The 22294-nt window shown below is 65.5% G+C and carries 19 protein-coding genes; 8 read left to right on the forward strand and 11 right to left on the reverse strand.

The window, feature by feature from the left end:
- The first annotated feature begins 63 nt into the window (after positions 1 to 63).
- From trpC to lexA, 4 genes are all read left to right on the forward strand, one after another.
- Complete coding sequence (trpC, locus tag KVF90_RS12110; RefSeq protein ID WP_264391830.1) at positions 64 to 858, forward strand: indole-3-glycerol phosphate synthase TrpC; 795 nt, start codon at positions 64 to 66, stop codon at positions 856 to 858.
- 3 nt (positions 859 to 861) lie between these two features.
- Positions 862 to 1335: a cyclic pyranopterin monophosphate synthase MoaC gene (gene moaC / locus KVF90_RS12115; RefSeq protein ID WP_264391831.1), complete on the forward strand. Its 474-nt coding sequence runs from the start codon at positions 862 to 864 to the stop codon at positions 1333 to 1335.
- Positions 1332 to 2528: a molybdopterin molybdotransferase MoeA gene (locus tag KVF90_RS12120; protein ID WP_264391832.1), complete on the forward strand. Its 1197-nt coding sequence runs from the start codon at positions 1332 to 1334 to the stop codon at positions 2526 to 2528. Before moaC ends, KVF90_RS12120 begins: the two co-directional genes overlap by 4 nt.
- Before the next feature lie 200 nt (positions 2529 to 2728).
- Positions 2729 to 3418, forward strand: a complete 690-nt coding sequence (gene lexA, locus KVF90_RS12125; protein ID WP_264391833.1) for a transcriptional repressor LexA — start codon at positions 2729 to 2731, stop codon at positions 3416 to 3418.
- 223 nt (positions 3419 to 3641) lie between these two features.
- Here lexA and KVF90_RS12130 read toward each other — a convergent pair whose 3' ends face one another.
- Positions 3642 to 5885 (reverse strand): ComEC/Rec2 family competence protein, encoded by a 2244-nt coding sequence (locus KVF90_RS12130; protein WP_264391834.1) that lies wholly within the window; start codon positions 5883 to 5885, stop codon positions 3642 to 3644.
- A gap of 78 nt (positions 5886 to 5963) precedes the next feature.
- On the opposite strand from KVF90_RS12130, the gene gltX reads away from it, so the two are divergent.
- From gltX to KVF90_RS12145, 3 genes are all read left to right on the forward strand, one after another.
- Complete coding sequence (gene gltX / locus KVF90_RS12135; RefSeq protein WP_264391835.1) at positions 5964 to 7400, forward strand: glutamate--tRNA ligase; 1437 nt, start codon at positions 5964 to 5966, stop codon at positions 7398 to 7400.
- A gap of 71 nt (positions 7401 to 7471) precedes the next feature.
- A complete protein-coding gene (locus tag KVF90_RS12140; protein WP_264391836.1) occupies positions 7472 to 8758 on the forward strand; it encodes a citrate synthase in 1287 nt (428 codons plus the stop codon).
- 131 nt (positions 8759 to 8889) lie between these two features.
- Positions 8890 to 9084: a hypothetical protein gene (locus KVF90_RS12145; protein WP_264391837.1), complete on the forward strand. Its 195-nt coding sequence runs from the start codon at positions 8890 to 8892 to the stop codon at positions 9082 to 9084.
- A 27-nt stretch (positions 9085 to 9111) separates the two neighbouring features.
- On the opposite strand, the gene KVF90_RS12150 is transcribed toward KVF90_RS12145, so the two are convergent.
- The 4 genes from KVF90_RS12150 to KVF90_RS12165 all read right to left on the reverse strand — a co-directional run bounded on the left by KVF90_RS12150 (position 9112) and on the right by KVF90_RS12165 (position 13140).
- Positions 9112 to 10512 (reverse strand): sensor histidine kinase, encoded by a 1401-nt coding sequence (locus KVF90_RS12150; RefSeq protein ID WP_264391838.1) that lies wholly within the window; start codon positions 10510 to 10512, stop codon positions 9112 to 9114.
- Between the two features lie 8 nt (positions 10513 to 10520).
- Positions 10521 to 11441 (reverse strand): hypothetical protein, encoded by a 921-nt coding sequence (locus KVF90_RS12155; RefSeq protein WP_264391839.1) that lies wholly within the window; start codon positions 11439 to 11441, stop codon positions 10521 to 10523.
- Positions 11442 to 11499: 58 nt separating this feature from the next.
- Complete coding sequence (locus tag KVF90_RS12160) at positions 11500 to 12702, reverse strand: hypothetical protein (RefSeq protein ID WP_264391840.1); 1203 nt, start codon at positions 12700 to 12702, stop codon at positions 11500 to 11502.
- Between the two features lie 111 nt (positions 12703 to 12813).
- On the reverse strand, positions 12814 to 13140 hold the full coding sequence (locus KVF90_RS12165) for an Hpt domain-containing protein (protein ID WP_264391841.1): 327 nt from the start codon (positions 13138 to 13140) through the stop codon (positions 12814 to 12816).
- Between the two features lie 70 nt (positions 13141 to 13210).
- Between KVF90_RS12165 and KVF90_RS12170 the strand changes: the two genes are divergently transcribed.
- A complete protein-coding gene (locus KVF90_RS12170) occupies positions 13211 to 15754 on the forward strand; it encodes an ATPase (RefSeq protein WP_264391842.1) in 2544 nt (847 codons plus the stop codon).
- Here KVF90_RS12170 and KVF90_RS12175 read toward each other — a convergent pair.
- The 6 genes from KVF90_RS12175 to KVF90_RS12200 are packed head-to-tail and all read right to left on the reverse strand — an operon-like array spanning position 15751 to position 22281.
- The gene (locus KVF90_RS12175) at positions 15751 to 16026 is read right to left on the reverse strand and encodes a DUF1467 family protein (RefSeq protein ID WP_264391843.1); all 276 of its coding nucleotides are present in this window, start codon (positions 16024 to 16026) and stop codon (positions 15751 to 15753) included. The genes KVF90_RS12170 and KVF90_RS12175 overlap by 4 nt on opposite strands.
- A complete protein-coding gene (locus tag KVF90_RS12180) occupies positions 16026 to 17681 on the reverse strand; it encodes a ribonuclease J (protein ID WP_264391844.1) in 1656 nt (551 codons plus the stop codon). The genes KVF90_RS12175 and KVF90_RS12180 overlap by 1 nt, the downstream gene beginning before the upstream one ends.
- A gap of 28 nt (positions 17682 to 17709) precedes the next feature.
- Positions 17710 to 18504, reverse strand: a complete 795-nt coding sequence (locus KVF90_RS12185; RefSeq protein ID WP_264391845.1) for a type III pantothenate kinase — start codon at positions 18502 to 18504, stop codon at positions 17710 to 17712.
- Positions 18504 to 19241 carry a biotin--[acetyl-CoA-carboxylase] ligase gene (locus tag KVF90_RS12190; RefSeq protein WP_264391846.1) on the reverse strand — a complete coding sequence of 246 codons (738 nt, stop codon included), beginning with the start codon at positions 19239 to 19241 and terminating at the stop codon, positions 18504 to 18506. Before KVF90_RS12190 ends, KVF90_RS12185 begins: the two co-directional genes overlap by 1 nt.
- On the reverse strand, positions 19238 to 20716 hold the full coding sequence (gene nuoN, locus KVF90_RS12195) for an NADH-quinone oxidoreductase subunit NuoN (RefSeq protein ID WP_264391847.1): 1479 nt from the start codon (positions 20714 to 20716) through the stop codon (positions 19238 to 19240). Before nuoN ends, KVF90_RS12190 begins: the two co-directional genes overlap by 4 nt.
- Positions 20716 to 22281, reverse strand: a complete 1566-nt coding sequence (locus KVF90_RS12200; RefSeq protein WP_264391848.1) for an NADH-quinone oxidoreductase subunit M — start codon at positions 22279 to 22281, stop codon at positions 20716 to 20718. Before KVF90_RS12200 ends, nuoN begins: the two co-directional genes overlap by 1 nt.
- Between the last annotated feature and the right edge of the window lie 13 nt (positions 22282 to 22294).

A 22294-nucleotide genomic window follows, 5' to 3' on the forward strand; every position in this document is an offset into this window, starting at 1 on the left:
AGTCGAGATACCCTGCAATGGCCTCTCGACTTCGCTCGAGGCGAACGGCAAAGGCATGAGACAATGAACAAGCTCGAAGAAATCTGCGCCACCAAGCGCGATGAAGTCGCCGCCCGCAAGCTCGCGGTCAGCGTCGCGCAGCTGGCGGAAGCCGCCCGCCTGCAATCGGCCCCGCGCGGGTTCGAAGCGGCCCTGCGCGCCCGCGCCGCCAGCGGCTATGCGCTGATCGCCGAGATCAAGAAGGCGAGCCCCTCCAAAGGCCTGATCCGCGCCGACTTCCGCCCCGCAGAACATGCCGCCGCCTACGAAGCGGGCGGCGCTGCCTGCCTCTCGGTGCTGACCGATGCGCCCTATTTCCAGGGCCATGAGGATTACCTCGTCGAGGCGCGGACCGCCTGCGCGCTGCCGGTGCTGCGCAAGGACTTCATGGTCGATCCGTGGCAGTGCCTCGAAGCGCGCGCCCTCGGGGCCGACGCGATCCTGATCATCGTCGCCGCGCTGGAGGACAGCGCGATGGCCGAGATCGAAGCCGCCGCGCGCGAGCATGACATGGACGTTCTCGTCGAAGTCCATGACGAGGCCGAGATGGAGCGTGCCGCGCGCGTCCTCAAATCGCGTCTCATCGGGGTCAACAACCGCGATCTGAAGACCTTCACCACCAGTCTCGCCACCACGGAACGCCTCGCCCCGCTTGCGCCCGAAGGCACGCTGCTGGTTGGCGAGAGCGGGATCAACACCCATGCCGATATCCAGCTGCTCGAAGCGGCCGGCGTGCGCACCTTCCTCGTCGGCGAAAGCCTGATGCGCGCTGACGATATTGCGAGTGCCACGCGAGCCCTGCTGGGCTCAGAAGCGTAGAGCATGACCAAACTCACCCACCTTGATAGCGACGGCACCGCGCATATGGTCGACGTCGGCGGCAAGCCCGCCACCGCCCGCCGCGCGGTGGCATCGGGGCGGATCGCCATGTCGGCAGAGGCGCTGGAAGCCATCCGCGCTGGCAATGCGCCCAAGGGCGACGTGCTCGGCACCGCGCGGATCGCCGGGATCATGGCGGCCAAGCGCACGGGCGAGTTGATCCCGCTATGCCATCCACTCGCACTCGACGCGGTGAATATCGACTTCGCTTACGAAGCAGACGCCATCCGCGCCACCGCCACCGCCTCGCTCACCGGCAAGACGGGCGTGGAAATGGAAGCGATGACAGCGGTTTCGGTCGCACTCCTTACAATCTATGACATGGCTAAAGCCATCGACAAGGGCATGGTGATCGGCGAAGTCCGCCTGATCGCCAAAAGCGGCGGCAAGTCCGGCGACTGGAAAGCGCCCGCTTGAACGCGCCGCTCGGCCTGGAGGAAGCTCAAGCCCGCCTGTTGGCGCTCGCTCCGCAGCCCCCTTCCTGTGTGCTTGGCCTCTCGACGTTTGCCGAACGGCGTTTCTTGGCCAAGGACGTTACCGCCCTTCGCACCCAACCCGCCGCCGATCTGTCCGCAATGGACGGTTATGCGATAACGTCAGGCGCCGGTCCTTGGCAGCGTGTGGGCGAAAGCCGTGCGGGCGCGCCCTACCCCGCCGAACTCGCCGCAGGCCAATGCGTGCGAATTTCGACGGGCGCGATCGTTCCAGAGGGTGCGGTCAGCGTGCTGCTTCAGGAAGATGCCCGCGTCGAAGACAACCTCGTGACTGCGACCGAACTTCCGCCGCCGGGCAAGCACATTCGCAAGGCCGGCTTCGATTTCCGCGATGGCGACACGGTGCTGACAAAAGGCACCGCCTACTCGCCTGCAGTGCTAGCGCTCGCGGCCTCGGCCGGACACGGGGTGCTGTCGTGGCGCTTGCCCCCCGGGGTCGCCGTACTCGACAGCGGCGATGAATTGGTCGCGCCCGGCAAGCCCTGCGGCCCGCACCAGACCCCGGCGAGCAACGGTGTGATGCTGGCCGCGATGCTCTCCCCCTATGTCGGCTTCGTCGACCCCTTAGGCCCGGTGGCCGATGATCGCGCCGCGCTCGCCGCCGCCCTCAAGCGCGCCGAGGACAGCCACATCCTCATCACCTCCGGCGGGGCATCGGTGGGCGATCATGATCTCATCCAGCAGGCGCTCAAGGACTGGGGTGCGAAAATCGACTTCTGGCGGGTAGCGATCAAGCCGGGCAAGCCGCTGATGGTCGCGACGCGGGAGGATGCGTTGGGCAGGCAGGTGATCCTTGGCCTACCCGGCAATCCGGTGTCGAGCTTCGTCACCGCCTTCCTGTTTGCCCTGCCGCTGGTGCGCGCCAGCATGGGCGATCCTGACCCGCTCCCGCGCGCGGTCACGATGCTGGCGGGCGAAGACCTGCCCGCCATCGGCCCACGCCGCGAATTCCTGCGCGCAATGAGCGATGGAGAAAGCGTGCGACTGGCCGGATCGCAGGATTCCTCGGCGCTCTCCGCCCTTGCCGCCGCCGATTGCCTGATCGACCGGCCCGCCCACGCCCCGCCAGTCGCGGCGGGCGAGCCGGTGCGGGTGTTCCGCCTCCAAAATGGCTGAATTGCGAGGGTTTGGCGCGCGGCGCGCTTGACACCCTTTCGCGGGTTGCCTAATTGTTCCTTGTTCGTTCACCTTAATGGCGGAACGGGCGTGCATGCAAAGCACCTTGCCCTCATCCGGGCGGGTGCCTCTTGGAGCACATCTGGGACTGGCGCCGGGCCGATGGGCCGGGCGTGAATGCGACCAAGGGAGATTTATCCATGCTGACGGCCAAGCAGCACGAGTTGATCCGTTTCATCCAGCAAAGGCTGGAAGAAACCGGCATCTCGCCGAGTTTCGAGGAAATGAAGGAAGCGCTCGACCTCAAGAGCAAGTCGGGCGTGCACCGGCTGATTTCCGCGCTGGAAGAACGCGGGTTCCTGCGCCGCCTGCCCAACCGCGCGCGCGCGCTTGAAGTGATCCGCCAGCCCGGCGACACGACCCCTGCGCGCAGCAATGCTGCGGGCGGCAATGTGGTGCCGATGGTTCCGCCTGCTCCGCGTGTGGCCGAATCCGTTGCCGCGAATGATGTGATCGAACTGCCCTTGCACGGGCGGATCGCGGCGGGTGCGCCGATCGAGGCGCTGGAAGGCCAGTCGACCCTGCCGGTTCCGGCCGCGTTGCTCGGCCCGGGCGAGCATTATGCGCTCGAAGTGTCGGGCGACTCGATGGTCGAAGCGGGTATCTTCGATGGCGATTTCGCGCTGGTGCGGCGGACCAACACCGCGCGCGATGGCGAGATCGTGGTCGCGCTGGTGCGCGGCGAGGAAGCGACGCTGAAGTATCTGCGCAAGGAAGGCGGCCAGATCCGGCTCGATCCGGCCAACGCGGCCTATGATCCGCAGTTCTATCGCCCCGACGAGGTCGAGGTGCAGGGCAAGCTGGCTGGCCTGCTGCGCCGCTATCACTGAGGCAATCGGGGCCGGAGGGCGTAGCGCGCGGGGGCGGTAATGCTCGCTTTGGCGTGAAACATCGCTCTCCGGCCTGATTGCTGTTCTATTTCAGACTGTTGGCTTAATGCTGGTGCCGATCCAGCCCCGATTTCAGGGGTTCCAGACCCCGGTTAGACCCCCTTCAGACCCCTTCTAGCCCGGCTTAGACCCCCCTAAGCGCCGGTTTGGCCCGATGGGTGTGTCACTCCTTCACACCGCACCACCAGCCATGCGAGCCCTGACCCTCGGCAACGGTGGTAATCCGCTCGCTGGCAAGATTGATCGACAAGCCTCCGGACCGTTCGAGGAAGCGTCGGTCGGCCTTGAGCCAGCGCGGGCGGCAGGAACGGGGAAGAAACCGCTCCGAAACAACGATGTCGGCGTCGGCACAGGCGGCGGCCAGGGAGCGCTCCTCGACCTGGTCACGCCCACGGCCCAGCAGCAGCACCCAGTCCCGCCCGCCCCGCTGGAGGGTGAGGGTGCAAAAGGCCGAAGAACACCGCGCCCCCTTCCATTCGGCGAGCGGCACCGGCTCTGCCGCAACGCCCGCAAGCTCCATCAAATTGTCGCGGGTGTAGGACGAACGCCCGTCACGCAGGGACAAAAGCCGCGGATTTCCGTCAGGCCCCGTCATCGTGATGCCGACCTGTTGCCCGTCGCCCGCCACCAGCAGATCAGGCACCGGTGTCGCCGCCGCCAGCAGGCCCGCCACCGCCACCGGGAGAAATCCGGCAAGCCGCACCCGCCCCTTCCACAGCGCCAGCCACAAGCCACCGCACGCGAACAGAGCGACTGCCAAGGTGCTGATTTGCGGCATCATTCGCACCGCCCCCGCCTGCCTGGCCGTGACATGCGCGATCCATAACAGCAGCGCCAGCGACTGTTCTACCAGCCACCAGAACGGCGCCCCCGCTCCCACAAGATCGGCCACCAGCGCCAGCGCGATCATCGGCATCGCAACAAACGTCACCAACGGGATCGCCACCACATTGGCGAAGGCGCCATACATCCCCGCACGGTGGAAGTGGAACAGCACGATCGGCATCAGCGCCAGTTCGATCACCACACCTGTCGCAAACAGCATGACCACCCGCCGCCCGGTGCGAGCCCACCACGGCTCCTCGCGCGGGGCGAGGAAGGCTTGCACCGGCGCGCTGTTGGCGAGAGCGATGATCGCCAGCACGGCGGCGAAACTCATCTGGAAGCTCGGGCCGACCGCGCTTTCGGGCCAGAGCAACAGCACGAAGCCCGCCGCCACCGCCACCATCCTGAGCGAGAGCGCATCGCGCCCCAAGGCCAGCGCGCCGAGCACCAGTAGGGCGGCAACACAGCTGCGGATCGTCGGAACCTCGGCGCCAGTCAGCAGCGTATAGCCCACTCCCGCCAGCGCCCCCGCCCCCGCAGCGACCACCGGCAAACGCACCCGCAACGCCAGAGCAGGCCACAGCGCCAGCAAGCGCAGCACGGCGAAATAGGCCGCAGCGATCACCGCGCTGACGTGCAAGCCGCTGATCGAGAGAAGGTGTGTCAGCCCCGAATCCCGCATCGCCGCCTCGTCGCTCTCGGCAATCCCTCCGCGATCCCCGCTGGCAAAAGCCGCAGCGATTGCTCCCGGAGAGCCCTCGACCTGTGACCGGACATGCTCGGCCAGCGAGCGTTGCAAACTGGCGAGACCGCGGCTTTCCGGCGCGGGGCTGGCCACCGTCAGCGTGCCGACCATCGTGCCGGTCGCGGCAAGCCCCTGAAACCACGCCGCGCGCGCGAAGTCGTAACTACCGGGCAACATCGGGCTGGCTGGCGGCATCAAGCGTGCCCGCAGCCGCACGATGGTACCCTCTGCAAGGCCTGCAGGCACTCCGCCCTCGCCCAGCGCTGCCGTGGGAACATTGACCCTGACCTTGCGCGCCGTGCCAGTCTCTGCGTCACGTACCGCCAGCGTCAGCCTTATCCGCTCGTCGGCGGGCTGGTCCTCGCGTTCGAGCACCCGCCCTTCGAGCAGCGTCACCGCCGGACGTGCGATTGGCTCGGCTCCAACGATCGCAGAGCGCGCCCAGACCACGCCCACCCCCAGCGCGAACACCAATCCGCAGGCGACGACGGCAAGCCGCAGATTGGCGCGCCGCTCGTCCGCCGCGCTGCCGGGCGGCCAAACCGCCAGCGCCCCCAGCGCCGCACCTACCCCGCCAACGATGGCTGCGCACCATTGCCACAGTTCGGGGAGCGCGAACCACGCCGTGATCCCGAGGGCGAACACAACCGCCAGCCACGGTGCGCGGTCGAAACCGGCCTCTCCCAGAAAGCGCTCCGCAGCGTCGAGCCAGCGCCCGCCACCGCCTGCGGTGCTGGACAAGACTCGCGGGGTTTGCCAAGGGCGCGGCGGCGGGTCTCCGGCGGCTTCGTGGCCGCCCGGATCCTCCCCCATCGGAATGATCGGTACATCGCGCATCGGCTTGCCCCCGGACCGGCTCGTCCCCAACGCAAGCCGCGAACCAAGCCGCTCAAAGTGAACAGGAAGTCAAAGCTCATGGCAAGCGAAAGCAGCAGCACAGCCGCAGCGCCGACCGCAGAAGTGGTGACCCGCTTCGCCCCCTCGCCGACCGGCTTTCTGCATATCGGCGGCGCGCGCACCGCGCTGTTCAACTGGCTCTACGCCCGCCACCACGGGGGGCGCACCCTGCTGCGCATCGAGGATACCGACCGCAAGCGCTCCACGCAGGAGGCGATTGACGCGATTATCGAAGGCCTCGACTGGATGGGGCTCGATTATGACGCGCCCCCGCTGTTCCAGTCCGACCGCGCAGAGCGCCATGCCGAAGTGGCGTTGCAGCTGCTGAAGGCGGGACAGGCCTACAAGTGCTTTGCCACCACCGAAGAACTCGAAGCCATGCGCGAGGAGCAGCGCGCCAACAAAAAGCCGCTGCGTTACGACGGGCGCTGGCGCGACCGCGATCCCGCCGAAGCGCCCGAGGGCGCGCCCTTCACCATCCGCCTCAAGACGCCGGAAACGGGCGAAACCACCATCCATGACCAGGTCCAGGGCGCGGTGACGGTGAAGAACGAGGAACTGGACGATTACATCATCCTGCGGGCGGACGGCACGCCGACCTATATGCTCGCGGTGGTGGTGGACGATCACGACATGGGCGTGACCCACGTGATCCGCGGCGACGACCACCTCAACAACGCCTTCCGCCAGCTGCCGATCATCCGCGCGATGAACGCTATCGAAGGCAACTGGCCGGATCCGGTCTATGCCCACATCCCGCTGATCCACGGATCGGACGGGGCGAAGCTGTCCAAGCGCCACGGCGCGCTGGGCGTAGAGGCCTACCGCGACGAATTCGGCATCCTGCCCGAAGCGCTGTTCAATTACCTGCTGCGTCTGGGCTGGGGCCACGGCGACCGCGAGGAAATCACCCGCGCCGAAGCGGTCGAACTGTTCGATCTTGCGGGAGTCGGCAAAAGCCCCTCGCGCTTCGACATGAAGAAGCTCGAAAACCTGAACGGACATTATCTGCGCGAGGCCGATGATGCGCGCCTTGCCGCGCTGATCGCCGCACGGATCGGCGAAACGGCCGATGTCGAGCTGCTTACGCAGGCCATGCCCGTGCTCAAGGTTCGCGCGAAGAACCTGGGCGAAGTGGCTGAGGGCGCAGCCTTCCTCTTCGCCAAACGACCGCTGACCATGACCGAGAAGGCGGCGCAGCTCCTCGAAGGCGATGCACGTTCGATTCTACGCAAGATTGAACAGCGCCTCAGGGCTGAAAACGACTGGACAAGCGAAGCGCTCGAAGCCACTACGAAGGCGCTTGCAGAGGAGCAGGGATTGGGTCTCGGCAAGCTGGCGCAGCCGATGCGCGCGGCGCTGACCGGGACGACCACATCACCCGGTATTTTCGACGTTCTGGTCCTGCTCGGACGAGACGAGGCACTCGCCCGGCTCGATGCGCAGGCCGCCTGAAACGGTGTGAACCGATTTTGGGCAAACCGGCCGGGGGGCCGGAATTGGGATTTTTGGACAGGAGACAGATCTTGGCAGACAAGACGGTGAAACTCGAAGTCGGAGGCAAGACCTTCGATTATTCCGTGCTCGAAGGCAGCACCGGCCCCGATGTCATCGACATCCGCAAGCTTTATGCGCAGACAGGCGCCTTCACTTTCGACCCCGGTTTCACCTCGACCGCAGCTTGCGAAAGCGCGCTGACCTATATCGACGGTGACGAAGGTGTGCTGCTGCACCGCGGTTATCCGATCGGTCAGTTGGCCGAGGATTCCAGCTTCATGGAAGTCAGCTACCTGCTCCTCAATGGCGAACTGCCGAGCAAGGAAGAGCTGGACGACTTCACCTACACCATCACCCGTCACACCATGCTGCACGAGCAGCTGATGACATTCTACCGCGGCTTCCGGCGTGACGCGCACCCGATGGCGATCATGTGCGGCGTGGTCGGCGCGCTGTCGGCGTTCTACCACGACAGCACCGACATTTCCGATCCCACGCACCGCACGATCAGTTCGCACCGGCTGATCGCCAAGATGCCGACGATCGCGGCGATGGCTTACAAGTATTCGGTGGGCCAGCCCTTCGTCTATCCGGACAACTCGCTGAGCTACACCGGCAACTTCCTGCGCATGACCTTCGGCGTGCCGGCAGAACCCTACATCGTGAACCCGGTTGTGGAGCGTGCGCTGGACCGGATCTTCATCCTTCACGCCGATCACGAACAGAACGCCTCGACCTCGACCGTGCGTCTCGCAGGGTCTTCGGGCGCGAACCCGTTTGCCTGCATCGCGGCGGGCATCGCCTGCCTGTGGGGCCCGGCGCATGGCGGCGCCAACGAAGCGGCGCTCAACATGCTCAAGGAAATCGGCACGCCGGACCGCATCCCGCACTATATCGAGCGCGCCAAGGACAAGAACGATCCGTTCCGCCTGATGGGCTTCGGTCACCGCGTCTACAAGAACTACGATCCGCGCGCGACGGTGATGCAGAAGACCGTGCGCGAAGTGTTCGATGCACTCAAGGTCACCGATCCGCTGTTCGAAACCGCCCTGCGGCTCGAAGAAATCGCGCTGAACGATCCCTACTTCATCGAAAAGAAGCTGTTCCCCAACGTCGACTTCTACTCGGGGATCATCCTTTCGGCGATCGGCTTCCCGACCACGATGTTCACGGCGCTCTTCGCGCTGGCCCGCACCGTCGGCTGGGTGGCGCAGTGGAACGAAATGATCAGCGATCCCGGCCAGAAGATCGGGCGTCCGCGCCAGCTCTACACCGGGCCGACAGAGCGCGATTACGTGCCACTCGGCAAGCGCTGATCGTTGCGCGGGCGCGGTCTTTCGCTTGTGGCCGGTTTCTCAAGAGAAACCGGATGGCTGCGCCAGCTCTACACCGGGCCGACAGAGCGCGACTACGTGCAGCTCGGCAAGCGCTGAGAAGCTAACCGACCATGTTGATGCTCAGGGTGACAGGAATATTTCTTGTCGTCCTGGGCATCATCTGGACATTGCAGGGTCTCGGCGTTCTGACGTGGCCCACGGGCAGCTTCATGCTTGGTGAACGGGACTGGGCGGTGCGCGGAATTGGCACCGCTGCTGCTGGAGCAGTGCTGCTGGGGCTTCTGGAATGGCGTCGCCGCCACTGATACGCGGCGTCAGGAACGCTCGCGCCTTCAGGCGGCAGGCAGTTCAAGCCGGAACTGCGCCCCGCCGCCCGGTGCAGCCTCGACGGTCAGGGTTCCCTCCATCGCCTCAGCGAGACAGCGCGAGATATAGAGGCCGAGGCCCGACCCCTTGTCCTTGCCGCCGTCGCTGTCGCGGCCAAGCCGTTCGAACTTTTCGAAAATCCGCTCCGCCTGTTCGGGTGTCACGCCGGGGCCTTCGTCGGCTACCGTCACGGCAACCCGGCCCTCGCCAGAGGACTGCGCATTGATCGTCACCGTGCTCGCCGCCGGGGCATAGGCAATCGCATTGCCGATGAGGTTGATCAGGATCTGGAGCACCCGCCGGAATTCGGCCGTGGCGACTGCTTCCCCCTGCTCTCCCTCAACCACCAGCACCGTGTCGCGGTTCTGCGCACGCACGCCGAGGATGCCCGCTGCCCTCACCGCTGCATCGGTAAGGTCGACCGGTTCGCGCGCGGTGGCAAAGCCGGGGGTTTCGACCACTTCAAGATCAGCCAGATCATCCAGCATCGCGGCGAGGTGCTGCCCTGCGCTGGCGATGGTGCCGGCATATTCGCTGTATTCATCGCGCAATGGGCCGGCGAGGCGGGCGCGCATGGTCTCTGCATTGGCGATGATACGGGCAACCGGCTGCCGCAGCACGGGTGTCAGCGCGGTTCCGACCAGGCGGGTGGGCGAGGTATCGGGTGTACCCGCGTCATCGGTGGCGGAGAGCGCTTCCTCGGTCAGTGGCTCCTCGGCGATCAGCAACAGCTCGAAGCCTTGTGGATTGTGCGGGTCCGTCCCCAGCGGGATCAGCCGCGCCCGCCAGTTCCGCGCGGAACCGGCAAAGCGGCAGGCCGCCCCGTCGAGCAGCCGCCAATGCAGCGGCTGGTGATGGGTGATCCCCGTAAGATCGACCAACTCGCTCCACACCGTGCCGGGCGCGGCCAGCGCCGCCGCCTGTAGCCCGGCAGCATCCCCGGTGCGGGCGCTCAGCACCTGGATCTGCTGGCGGGCGTCAAGCCGCGCGGCAACCTCGGCCGTGGCGCGGTCGATGGCATCGAGCCGCTCGGCGAATTCGCGGGGATTGGGCGGAGCAAGCGCGCTGCGCTGCCAGTTTTCGACCAGCACCTCGCAGCCGCCGCCGTGATCTTCGGCAAGCGGATGGATGCGGGCAAAGCCGGAAACCTCCGCATCGCCATCGAAAGCGGAAAAATTGCGAGCAATCCTGAGACCCATGCGCCGCGCCTGCTGCACCAGCGCGAGAAGTTCCGGGATAGCAAGCATGCCGGGCAGATCGCCGCCGCACCGCTCCTGCAATTCGGCAAGCGCCGCGTCTGCACTCAGCAGCCGGTCACGCGCATCGGTAAGCCCGTAGGCGCCGAGCAGGCTGTCGTTGCGATCCATGATGTCTGTCACACTGGCCCGCCCGCGGCGAGCAGCGCAGCAGCACGCTCGGGCGAAAGCGCAGCAATCGCGCGGGGATGCAGCCCGGCAGGATCGACCAGCAACAGCTGCCGCTCGATCGCGGAGGGCGAAAGCCCGGCGACGCGCAGCATCAAGGCAAGGCGCGTCCCCTGTGCTTCGTGACAGGCCAGCACCGCCTCGCCGCGCGAACTGCGGACCTGCGCGGCAAGCGCGCTCGCGAAAAGAGCGATACCTGCATGGTCGAGGCCAAGCGCGGCAACTGCGCCGCGCCGCATTGCCGCGACCAGTCTTGCAAGCAGTCCGAGCCGCGAGGTGCCCTCGTCATAGGCGGTTTGCAGCCGCACCAGCCCCGAGCCATCTGCAACCCCGCCCTGCACCTGCGCGACTGCGGTATGGAATAGCTCTGCCGGCAGCTCGCCAATTGGCAGCTCCATCCGGCGCTGGCTCTGCATGAAGCGCGACTGGGCGGCGAGTGTGCTCATCGCCAGACCGGCAATGGCGGGATCTTCCGAGGCAATCAGTTCCTGAAGCAGCGGGCTCAGCACCGGATCAATGGCACTCTGCTGGTGCAGGCGTTCGGCAATCAGTCCCTCGGCGGCGAGCGCATGGCAGAAGGCGAGCAGCGCCTCATCTGCCATCAGTGCCTCGGCGAGGCGTTCCGGTGCGGCAAGATCGGCGCCGGACAGGCGGGTGGCCGGATCGCGCCCTTCGCTTGCCGCACAGACTTGCGAGGCCAGATCGAAAATCATCCCCCGAACGCGGGCGAGGATCGCGTCGCTGACAAGGCCCCGCGCCTCGGAACCGAGCAAGTGACGCAGAACCGGGACGACCGAACCCAGCGCGCGGGCTTCGCGCGCGAGTTCATCCCGCAGGATCGCCTCGACTGCATGGTCGGCGGCAAGGTCCATTGTCTCTTCGCCCATCGTACCACGGGTGTAGACCCCGCATAGTTAAAGACGGGTTAGATTATTCAGGGCCCCGGCGCAGCAGCAAAGCTGCCAGTAGCCCCAAGGCGAGACAGCCCAGAGTTTCGGGGAGCAGATTGAACGTCGCAGCAATCGCAAAAGTTAACAAAAGCGCAGCCCTGTCTCGTGCCATCGCCGCTAGCGCCGGGCGATCGCCGCGCTCGGCAAGCTTCGCCAGTCCGATCACCACCGGTCCAAGCACAGCGAGGGGCTGCCATTCGGGCCAGGGCGAAAGCGTGAACCAGAGCGTCAGCGCGGCAAAGGCATCAACCACGCCGCCTAGAACCGCGCTTGAATCCTTCGCCCTATCCTCGCGCCGCAAACGGGTGCCGATCGCGGAAAAGGTGGAAGAAACTCTCGCAGCAAAGGCCCCGAGGCCTGCCAATGCCAGCCCCGCGGCCGGGAAGCCGAAAGCGGCCGCCATCACCGATACAAGCAGCAGCACCAACGCCGCTCCGCCCGCGATCAACCCGCCTTGCGATAGGCCGCGTGGGACAAGGCCGCGCACCAGCGCAGATGCCAGCGCCACAGTGGGCGCGCGCCAATCAGCCGGAGGGGCCGCGCGAGCGATCAGCCCCGTTTCGTGCCGCCCGACGGCCGCCGGGCTGTCCGCCAGCAGCCAGCTCTCAGGCACCAGCTCGCGCGCGGAAAGATCGCGGCACGGCGTGCCAGCCTGCAAGGCGAGCCGCAGCAGCAGCGAGACCGCATCGGCGTCCGCAGGAAAATCGGCGAGGTGCTGAACCGCAGCGCCGCGCATCGCCAGCACCCCGGCCCAGTGGCGCGCGGCATCGATCCGCTCGAAATCCTCGGGGTAAGCGGCAGCGAGGGGATGATCGGCCGGGATCGTCGCCACCGCGCGGTGGACAGTGCCCTCCCCGCCGATCACCGCGCGCACCACCGCCGGATCGGGCACCAAGCCGTCGAGCAGGATGACAAGATCATCCTCAGCCCGCACCAGCGCCGGGATCGCCGCGAAGCCCTTCAGGGCATGGAACTGTACGCCTTCCGCCTCAAGCGCGTGCTGCAATTGCAGGATGTCGTCGCTCGCGGTCGCGCCGTCGATGAGGCACAGGACCCGCTCGACGCCGAGGGATCGCAGCAAACCCGCTTGCCATGCCAACACGCTGCGCCCGGCAAGCGGCTGGGCGGCGCGCAAGGCTCCGTCCTCACTGGGCCGCAGCGCGGCAATCAGCCCGATGCGCATGGCTCCACCCTTCCCTTGTCACGCCAACAGGCGTGCAGGATTGGCGGTTTCGGTGCGGGGGTTCAAGCAGGGACACGCGGTTTGCCCCTGACCAGGGCACGGCGCAGCTGGTCAGCGGCGCGCGATGTCGCGGTTGTGGGCGCGGGTAAAGCGCGCAATCACGCCTTCAACCTCGCGGATCGCCATCGGCTCGCCAGGGGCTGCATGGAGCGCGATTTCAGCGGCCTGGAGCAGGTCTTCGGCATGGAAGCTGGCGGCAAGACCCTTCAACCGCATCGCCGCAACGTGCCAATTGCCGTCACAGCGCGCACGCTTGAGCAGATCGAGCTGACGCGTGGCGCTCTCCAGGAAAGCGGCGCGCAGTTCGCGCAGCAGGACGGCATCATCGCCGGCTGCTGCCGCGAGTGTCGCATCGAGAGCCCCGTGGTTGAATGCCATGCGGTAGGGATAGCGCGGATTTGGTTAAAGCGGGGTTTATCGCGATCTTCGGTGTGGTATGAGGTGTCCCATGACAGGACGGCACCAGATGCGCGCTCTAGGGCGCAAGAGCGGCGACGATGGCGCGGCAAACACGATTTTGCCCGAAGCGGAAGCTTCGGAGGAGGCACTGGAACTGACCGAAAGCTGGCCCGAGGATGATGGCGAGACTGACAGTGCCCCCTCCCCCACACGTTTCGGCTGGCTTGCACCCACGCTGGCTTTGCTGACGATCGCGGGTTGGACCGGGTTCTATGGCTGGGCGCACCTTGCCGCAATGCAGGCGGGGGCGGCGCCTTCGCAATGGGCAACGTGGATTGTCGCATGGTCTGTGCCTGTCGGCCTGGTCGGAATCGCCTGGCTTCTCGCGATGCGTTCATCGCGTGCCGAAGCGCAGCGGTTCTCCGCCACGGCTGCAGTGATGAACCGCGAAAGCGCCGCGCTTGAAGCGCGACTGAAGGTGGTCAACCGGGAACTGAGCCTTGCGCGCGAATTTCTCGCCGCAGAAGCGCGTGATCTCGAAGCGCTGGGGCGGATCGCAGCCGAACGGCTCTCGACCCATGCGGGCGAATTGCAGTCGCTGATCGCCACCAATGGCACGCAGGTCGAAAGCATCGCCACTACCAGCGAAACTGCACTCGGCAACATGAACCGGCTGCGTGATGATTTGCCGGTGATTGCCAACGCCGCGCGCGATGTCGCCAATCAGATCGGCGGCGCAGGGCGCGTGGCCGAAGACCAGCTGGCGCGGCTTTCGGACGGATTCGAACGCCTTGCAGCGGTGGGCAGCGATAGCGAGGCACAGGTCGCCAAGCTTGGCGAAGGCGTCGGCCAATCGCTGACCGGATTCGAAAGCCAGCTTGCCCGCATCGAGGCGACGGTGACGCAGCGCTTCACCGCACTTCAGACCGAAGCGGAGGCCTATCGCAACCGTCTCGCCGCGATCGAGGATGAAGCGCTTTCTGCCTTGCGGATACGGGCAAGCGAAGCGGCCAGCGAAGCCGAACGAATTGCCGGAGGCTTGCAAGAGGCAAGCGAAACCTCCCGCACCCGCTTTGCCGAGACGATCGCGGCGCTGCATGAAGGTCTCGTCGAAAAGTTGCGGCTGGTCGAAGAGATCGACCGAAGCTCAAGCGCCTCGGCCAGTCAGCGCCTTGTCCTGCTGCGGGATGAGGCAGTGCGGATCGACAATCAGCTCGCCGCACGCAATCGCGACTTTGACGAGCTGATCGAACAGCGCCAGGCCGCCTTCGAAACGCACGAAGCGCAAGCCAGCGAAGTGTTGGCACAGCGGCTCGCCGCGCTGGATGAAGCGCTGGCAGAGCGGCGCGATGCGCAGGTCGCCGAGGTCGAAAAGCTTGTCGCCCACGGCGAAGCGTTGAGCGCGCGTGCTGCCGAACTTGGCGAGTTGATTGCCCGGATCGATGCCAGCGGCGTGGCTGCGCGCGACAGCCTTGGCATGGGGCTCGGAACGCTAACCCAGCAGCTTGCCGAAAAGCGCACGGCGCTCGCCGCGACGGGCGAGCAGATGGCGCAGCTCACTGAAAGCAGCATCCGCCTGCTCGAAATCCTGCAATCGGGCACAAAGACCTGCCGCGATGATCTGACCGGAGCGATCAGCGGCGCCAACACTGCGCTCGATGATGTCGAAGCGCGCGCGGGCAAGGTTGAGCTGCTGATGCGGCGCAGCACCGAGGCTGGCAGCGAACTATCGGATTATCTGATCCGCACCCGCGCCGATATTGACGCGGCAGAAATCGCCATTGCCGGCTTCAAGTCACACCTCGCCGACGAGACCGAAGATGCATTGGCGAGGGTGCAGGGCCTGCGCGGAGGCTTTGCCCGGCTCGCCGAGGAAAGCGGCGTGCTGGCAGGCCGGACGCAGGACGCATTGCGCGAATCGCTCGCCGGGCTGGAAACGGCGATCACGCAGGCCTTCGCCACGCTGGATGAAGGCGCGCGCGAGAAGATGCTGGCGCTGGCTGGAGGTCTCGGCGCGGAGGCGGTCGAAGTGCTCGAACGCGCCTTGCGCAACGAGGCAGCAGCCACGCTCGGCAAGCTGGAGCAGTCCGCGGCCCATGCTTCCGGCGTCGGGCGCGAGGCTGCAATCCAGCTGCGCGACCAGCTGGTCAAGGTCAACGAACTCACCGGCAATCTTGAACAGCGGGTTACCCGCGCGCGCGAACTGGCCGAGGAGCAGGTCAACAACGACTTCACCCGGCGCATGGCGCTGATCACAGACAGTTTGAATTCGGCTGCCATCGACATCACCAACGCGCTTTCCAGCGAAGTGGCGGACACCGCTTGGGACGCCTACCTCAAGGGTGATCGCGGCATCTTCACCCGCCGCGCGGTGCGTCTGATCGACAATGGCACCGCGAAGGATATCGCGTCGCTCTACACCGCGGACGAAGGCTTCAAGGCCAATGTCAGCCGCTACATCCACGATTTCGAAGCCATGCTGCGTCAGACGCTGTCGACCCGTGACGGGCATGTGCTGAGCGTGACGATGCTCGGCTCGGACATGGGCAAGCTCTACGTGACGCTCGCCCAGGCAATCCAGCGATTCCGTTAGGACCCAGGCGGCTTGGGCAGGAAATCGATGTCGGCGGCGGTGATCCAGCCATAGTTGTAATTGGCGAGGAACAGCGCGGTGAGCACGGCGGCAATCACCGTCGCACGCAGTGCAAGCCGAGCCGGACGGAAGTTGACGGGCGCGCTCTCCGCCTGTCCGGGCACCTTGGCTTGCCCCGCTTCGTCCGCCGTGCGCACGCCAAAGGGTAGCATGACAAACGCGCTCATGACCCAGAACAGGAAGTAGATCGCCGCAATCGAGGTGATCTGCATCAGGCGGCCGCCCCCGGCATCACCACCCGCACCTGCGGCTTCTTGCCGGACCAGCGCTGTGCGGCGCGGCGGGCGGCAAGGCGCGCAGCCTCGCGGATCGCGGATTCGTCACGCGCATCGCGGCCCTTGAGGCGGTTGATGGCAGTGAGCACATCACCCGCCGCTTCCGCGAGGAAATCGGGCAGGTCTTCATCGAGCGGCAGGCCAATCGCTTCGATCATCGGCTTTGCTCCGCGCGCCAGCACCACGACCAACACGCCATCGCCAGAGATGCGGCGGCGCATGGCAATCGCCTCACCATCAGCGGGCGCGATGATGTCGCCATCCAGCACCAGACGGCCCGCGCGCACCTCGGCCACCTTGCCCGGCTTGCCCGGAGCAAGGCGCACCAGATCGCCGTTCTTCTGCACAATCTGCGAAGGAATGCCGCTGGCCTTCCCGACGCGGGCCTGTTCGGCCATGTGGCGGATTTCGCCGTGGACCGGCACGAGGATTTCAGGCTTGAGCCAGCTGTAGAGCGCCTCCAGCTCCGGCCGCCCGGGGTGGCCAGACACGTGGATCAGGGCCTGTCGGTCAGTCACCATCTGGATGCCGCGCGCCGCCAGCTGGTTCTGGATCTTGCCGATGGGGATTTCATTCCCCGGAATCTGGCGCGAGGAGAACAGCACGACATCGCCGGCAACCAGCTCGATCGGGTGGTTCATATCCGCCATCCGGCCCAGCGCTGCACGCGGTTCGCCCTGTCCACCGGTGGCGATGATCAGCACCTCTCCGCGCGGCAGGCCCATCGCCGTGTCGAAATCGACCGGCTTGGGAAAATCGGCGAGGTAGCCATTATCCTGCGCCACCTCGATGATCCTATCGAGCGAGCGGCCCGCAACACACAGCTTCCGCCCCGTCTCGCGCGCAACCTCGCCCAGCGTCTGGAGGCGCGCGACGTTGCTGGCGAAGGTGGTAACCACCACACGCTTGCCGGTGTGGCGCGCCACTTCCTCCATCAGCGCGCGGTGCACCGCACCTTCGCTGCCCGATGGGTTGGGATTGAACACATTGGTCGAATCGCACACCAGCGCGAGCACGCCTTCGTCGCCGATTTCGCGGAGCTCTTCTTCGGTGGTCGGCTCGCCGATGATCGGTTCGTCATCGAGCTTCCAGTCACCCGTGTGGAAGATGCGGCCGTGCGGCGTGTCGATCAGCAGCGCGTTGCCTTCGGCAATTGAGTGCGCCAGCGGCAGATAGGTGATGTTGAACGGACCGATCTCGATCTCGCCGTGGTCTTCCTCGATGATGTTGATCTCGACCTGGCCGAGCAGCCCGGCCTCTTCAAGCTTGCGCGCCACCAGATCGGCCGTGAACGGCGTCGCATAGAGCGGCACGCCAAGCTCGCCCGCGAAATAGGGCACTGCGCCGATGTGATCCTCGTGCGCATGGGTGAGCACGATGGCGAGCAGATCCTTGCGCCGTTCCTCGATGAAATCGAGATCGGCGAAAACCAGTTCGACGCCGGGATATTCATTGCCCGAGAAGGTCATGCCCAGATCGACCATGATCCATTTGCCCTGACAGCCATAGAGATTGACGTTCATGCCAATCTCCCCCGATCCGCCAAGCGCAAGGAACAGCAATTCGTTTTCGGGGGTGAAATCGTTCTTCAAGGGTTTTCCGGTTCTGTCAGAGAGGAAGTCAGGCAGCTTCGGCCTGACGGGCAAGGATGGCGAGGCCATCGAGTGTCAGGTCGGCATCGACGTGATCGAAGATTTCGGTCGCGTCATCGAACAATATGGCGAGCCCGCCGGTGGCTACAACCTTTGCCGGGCGGCCGATTTCGGCTTTCATCTTGGCAACCATGCCTTCCATCATCGCGACGTAGCCCCAGAACACACCGATCAGCATCTGGTCTTCGGTGTTCCGGCCGATCACGCTGCGGCTCGCGGGTGCCTTGATCGCGATGCGCGGAAGCTTGGCGGTCTTGCCGACAAGCGCATCGAGCGAGAGGTTGATCCCCGGCGCGATCGATCCGCCCTTGTAGGCGCCGGTGAAATCGACCGCTTCGAACTTGGTTGCGGTGCCGAAGTCGACGATAATGAGGTCGCCGCCATATTTGTGGTGCGCGGCAAGGATGTTGAGCGCGCGGTCTGCGCCGAGCGAAGACGGCTGGTCGACATCGATCTCGAAGCGCCAACGGGCGGCGCCCTGCCCGGCGAACATCGGTGTGATGCCGAAATACTTCTCGCACAGCACGGTGAGATTGTGATCGGCGCGCGGGACGACCGAAGCGACGACGATCCGGGTGATGTCCGAGCGTTCGAACCCTTCGATCTTCAGCAATTGGAGCAGCCACACGGCGTATTCATCACCCGTCCGGCGCGGATCGGTGGCGATGCGCCAGCGCGCGCGAATGGTATGCGTGCCGTCCTCGTCGTAGGAGAACAGCGCGAAGACGACATTGGTGTTCCCGACATCGGCGGCGAGCAGCATCAGGTGGTTCCTTCAGCAATCAGTGAAACGTCGCCCGCGTGGATAGTTTGTGTCTCACCATTATCCAAGCGCAGCCGCAAAGCACCGGTCGGGTCGAGCCCCGCAAACGTGCCGTGCAGCGCGGCGCCCTCGCCGGTGTTGACCGACAGGGGGCTACCGATTGGATGGGCGGCGGTACTCCAGCGCGCGATCAGGGCGGAGAGACTTTCCCGACGCCAGCGAGCGAGCTGCTCTGCAAAAAGCGGCGCAAGGAAGGTCAGCGCGTAGCCCGGATCGGCATCATACTTGGAGTTAAGCGCCGAAATGCACGCGGTCGCCCGCCCCTCGATCTGCGGCGCGAAGGCGATGTTGATGCCGATCCCGGCGACGATCACGTCGTTGCACCGTTCCAGCAGGATGCCTGCGACTTTGGCCCCGCGCACCAGCACATCATTGGGCCATTTGAGCATCACATTGCGGTGGTCGCTGATCATCAGCGAATTCGTGACGTGCTGATGCACTGCCAGGCCGATCACCAGCGCCAGCGTTTGTGCCGGGGGATCGCCCTCGGCCAGATTGACCACGGTGCTTGCATAGAGATTGCCCGGCGGACTCACCCAGGCACGGCCGCTGCGCCCCTTGCCACCGGTCTGCGTTTCCGCGCGCAGCCAGGTGCCGTCCGGAATGCCCTCACCCGCCCGCAAGCGCGCGACAAGATCGGCGTTTGTGGAACCGGTGGTTGCGACAGTCTCGATCAAGGAACGAGGAACAGCGAGGCCGCAGCCTTGTCAGCCAGATCGGTCAGCGACGGGGTGAGCAGGTAACCCAATGGCGAGATGATCAGCGCCGTCAGCCCCAGCAGAACCCAGTGCGCCGCGCCGCTCTTGCCGGTGACGACGCCTGCGGGTTCATCGAAGAACATCACCTTGACGAATGTGATGTAGTAGAACGCGCCGATCACGCTCGCGGCGATGGCGATGGCGCCGAACACCACAAGCCCGGCCTCAATGGTCGCCTGGAACACCACGAACTTGCTGTAGAACCCGAGCAGCGGCGGAATGCCGGCGAGGCTGAACATGAACAGCAGCAGGGCCCAGGCGATGGCCGGACGGGTCACGGACAGGCCGCGAATGTCAGCGAAAGTTTCAAACAGCGTCCCATCCTCGCCGCGCAGCATCAGCAGCGCGACAAAGCTGCCGAGGCTCATCGCGACGTAGATGAACAGGTAAACAAGCATCGCGCTCGCCCCGTCCACATTCGCCACCGCGAGGCCGAGCAGGATGAAGCCGACATTATTGATCGAGGAATAGGCGAGCAGCCGCTTCAGGTTCTCCTGCCCGATGGCTCCCAATGCACCGAAGATGATCGATGCCAAGGCCATGAACATCACGATCTGCTGCCAAGCGGCAACTTGCGCGCCGAACACCTCGAACACCACGCGCGCGGTCAGCGCCACGGCGGCCACCTTGGGCGCGGTCGAGAAGAAGGCGGTGACCGGGGTCGGCGCGCCTTCGTAGACGTCGGGTGTCCACATGTGGAACGGGACAGCGCTGATCTTGAAGGCGAGGCCCGAGAGGACAAAAATTACGCCGAACAGTGCGCCTGTGCCCATCTCGCCGGTGAGGCCTTCGCGAACGGCGGTGAAGGCAGTGCCGCCGGTAAAGCCGTAAAGCAGGCTCATCCCGTAAAGCAGGATGCCCGAGGCCAGCGCGCCGAGCACGAAGTACTTCAGCCCCGCCTCGCCAGAACGCGTGTCGCGGCGCAGGATCGCGGCCAGCACGTAAGAGGTCAGACTGGTCAGCTCCAGACCAAGGTAAAGCGACATGAAGTCATTGGCCGAAACCATGATGCTCATGCCGACGGCCGAGAACAGGATCAGCACCGGATATTCCGCGCGCATCCCGCGCTCGGCACCCGCTGACGGGCCATCGAAGAATGCGGGCGCAATGATCAGTGCGCCAATCGCGGAGAGGTAGATCAGCGCCTTGGCGAACAGCGCGAAGCTGTCGATCTTGAGCAGGCCTTCGAATGCGAGGGTGGCAGGGCCGTCCGTGCCGAAGTGCAGGCCGGGCACCAGCAGGAACCCTGAGCCGAACAGCGCTGCTGCGGCGGCGATGGCGATCAGGCGCGCGGCCTTGTCTCCGCCCCATGCGGCGACCAGCAACAGCGCAAGCCCCACGCCGCTCAGCAGCAATTCAGGGATGATGAGCGCGAAGGAGTGAGCGAAATCCATCAGTGCGCGCCCTCCTCGGCGCTCGAATGATCCATGCCCTCGTGGTGCGGCAAAGCGTTCGCCGCCGCCTCGCGCGGGGTGCCGGGAGCAAGCCGGGCGTCGCCCTCCGGAGCGGCGGCCGCAAGTCGCGCGTCAAGCACGGCAATATCGGCGCGCATCGGGGCGAGGAAGCTTTCGGGGTAAACGCCCATCCACAGCACGGCAGCGGCAATGGGGGCCATCATGATCCACTCGCGGGCGGAAATGTCGCGCATGGCCGCAGCGTCCTCGTTCACCTGACCGCCAAACGCCACGCGGCGGTAGAGGTAGAGCATATAGGCCGCGCCCAGAATGATGCCCGTGGTGCAGATCAGCGCCACAGTGCTCGAGGTCTGGTAGATGCCCGCCAGCGACAGGAACTCGCCGACAAAGCCGCTGGTGCCCGGCAGGCCGATGCTCGCCATGGTGAACAGCAGGAAAAACAGCGCATAATAGGGCATGTTGATTGCCAGCCCGCCATAACGCGCGATCTCGCGGGTGTGGAGACGGTCGTAAATCACGCCCACGCACAGGAACAGCGCGCCCGAGACAAGGCCGTGCGACAGCATGACGATCATCGCGCCTTCCAGCCCCTGCACGTTGAAGGCGAACAGGCCCACGGTGACAATCGCCATGTGCGCGACCGACGAATAGGCGATGAGCTTCTTCATGTCGGACTGCACCAGCGCCACCAGCGAGGTATAGACCACCGCGATCATCGACAGCGCGAAGACCAGCCACGCGAACTGCGCGGACGCTTCGGGGAACATCGGAAGGCTGAAGCGGATGAAGCCATAACCGCCCAGCTTCAGCAGCACGCCTGCAAGGATTACCGAACCTGCGGTCGGCGCCTGCACGTGCGCATCGGGCAGCCAGGTGTGCAGCGGCCACATCGGCACCTTCACAGCAAAGCTGGCGAAGAAGGCCAGCCACAGCCATGTCTGCGCCTCGGCAAGGAAGGGATATTGCATCAGCGTCGGGATGTCGGACGTGTTCGCTTCGGCGACCATCCAGAACATCGCGATCAGCATCAGCACCGATCCGAACAGGGTGTAGAGGAAGAATTTGTAGCTCGCGTAAATGCGGTTGTCCCCACCCCACACGCCGATGATCAGATACATCGGGATCAGGCCCGCCTCGAAGAAGACGTAGAACAGGAACAGGTCCTGCGCCGCGAAGGTGCCGATCATCAGCACTTCCATGAACAGGAACGCGGCCATGTATTCGCCAACGCGCTTGGTGACCGATTCCCAGCTGGCAAGGATACAGACCGGCATCAGGAAGACGCTGAGCATGATCAGCATCAGCGCGATCCCGTCGATGCCCAGCGCATAGTTGAAGCCGGCAAACAGTTCGGCCCGCTCGGTGAATTGCCACTGGGGCCCGCCGATCTGGTAGTTCGACCACAGGATCACGCCGAGCACGAAGGTGACAAGCGTCGCCCCGAGCGCGATCCAGCGTGCGGCGTTGGCGCCCGAAAACAGGCACGCCGCCGCGCCGGCCAGCGGCACGAGCATCATCAGCGACAGGATGGGAAGGCCTTCCATTACGAAGCGCGCT

This window comes from Porphyrobacter sp. ULC335 (genome assembly GCF_025917005.1).
GTDB lineage: Bacteria > Pseudomonadota > Alphaproteobacteria > Sphingomonadales > Sphingomonadaceae > Erythrobacter.

Coding starts and splice junctions, on each gene's coding strand:
- KVF90_RS12160 (WP_264391840.1), bottom strand. CDS start 12,702: ATGCGCATCGGGCTGATTGCCGCGCTGCGGCCCAGTGAGGACGGAGCC.
- KVF90_RS12185 (WP_264391845.1), bottom strand. CDS start 18,504: ATGCTGCTCGCCGCCGATGTCGGGAACACCAATGTCGTCTTCGCGCTG.
- nuoN (WP_264391847.1), bottom strand. CDS start 20,716: ATGGATTTCGCTCACTCCTTCGCGCTCATCATCCCTGAATTGCTGCTG.
- lexA (WP_264391833.1), top strand. CDS start 2,729: ATGCTGACGGCCAAGCAGCACGAGTTGATCCGTTTCATCCAGCAAAGG.
- KVF90_RS12145 (WP_264391837.1), top strand. CDS start 8,890: ATGTTGATGCTCAGGGTGACAGGAATATTTCTTGTCGTCCTGGGCATC.
- KVF90_RS12155 (WP_264391839.1), bottom strand. CDS start 11,441: ATGGACCTTGCCGCCGACCATGCAGTCGAGGCGATCCTGCGGGATGAA.
- moaC (WP_264391831.1), top strand. CDS start 862: ATGACCAAACTCACCCACCTTGATAGCGACGGCACCGCGCATATGGTC.
- gltX (WP_264391835.1), top strand. CDS start 5,964: ATGGCAAGCGAAAGCAGCAGCACAGCCGCAGCGCCGACCGCAGAAGTG.
- trpC (WP_264391830.1), top strand. CDS start 64: ATGAACAAGCTCGAAGAAATCTGCGCCACCAAGCGCGATGAAGTCGCC.
- KVF90_RS12170 (WP_264391842.1), top strand. CDS start 13,211: ATGACAGGACGGCACCAGATGCGCGCTCTAGGGCGCAAGAGCGGCGAC.
- KVF90_RS12175 (WP_264391843.1), bottom strand. CDS start 16,026: ATGCAGATCACCTCGATTGCGGCGATCTACTTCCTGTTCTGGGTCATG.
- KVF90_RS12165 (WP_264391841.1), bottom strand. CDS start 13,140: ATGGCATTCAACCACGGGGCTCTCGATGCGACACTCGCGGCAGCAGCC.
- KVF90_RS12130 (WP_264391834.1), bottom strand. CDS start 5,885: ATGCGCGATGTACCGATCATTCCGATGGGGGAGGATCCGGGCGGCCAC.
- KVF90_RS12150 (WP_264391838.1), bottom strand. CDS start 10,512: ATGGATCGCAACGACAGCCTGCTCGGCGCCTACGGGCTTACCGATGCG.
- KVF90_RS12200 (WP_264391848.1), bottom strand. CDS start 22,281: ATGGAAGGCCTTCCCATCCTGTCGCTGATGATGCTCGTGCCGCTGGCC.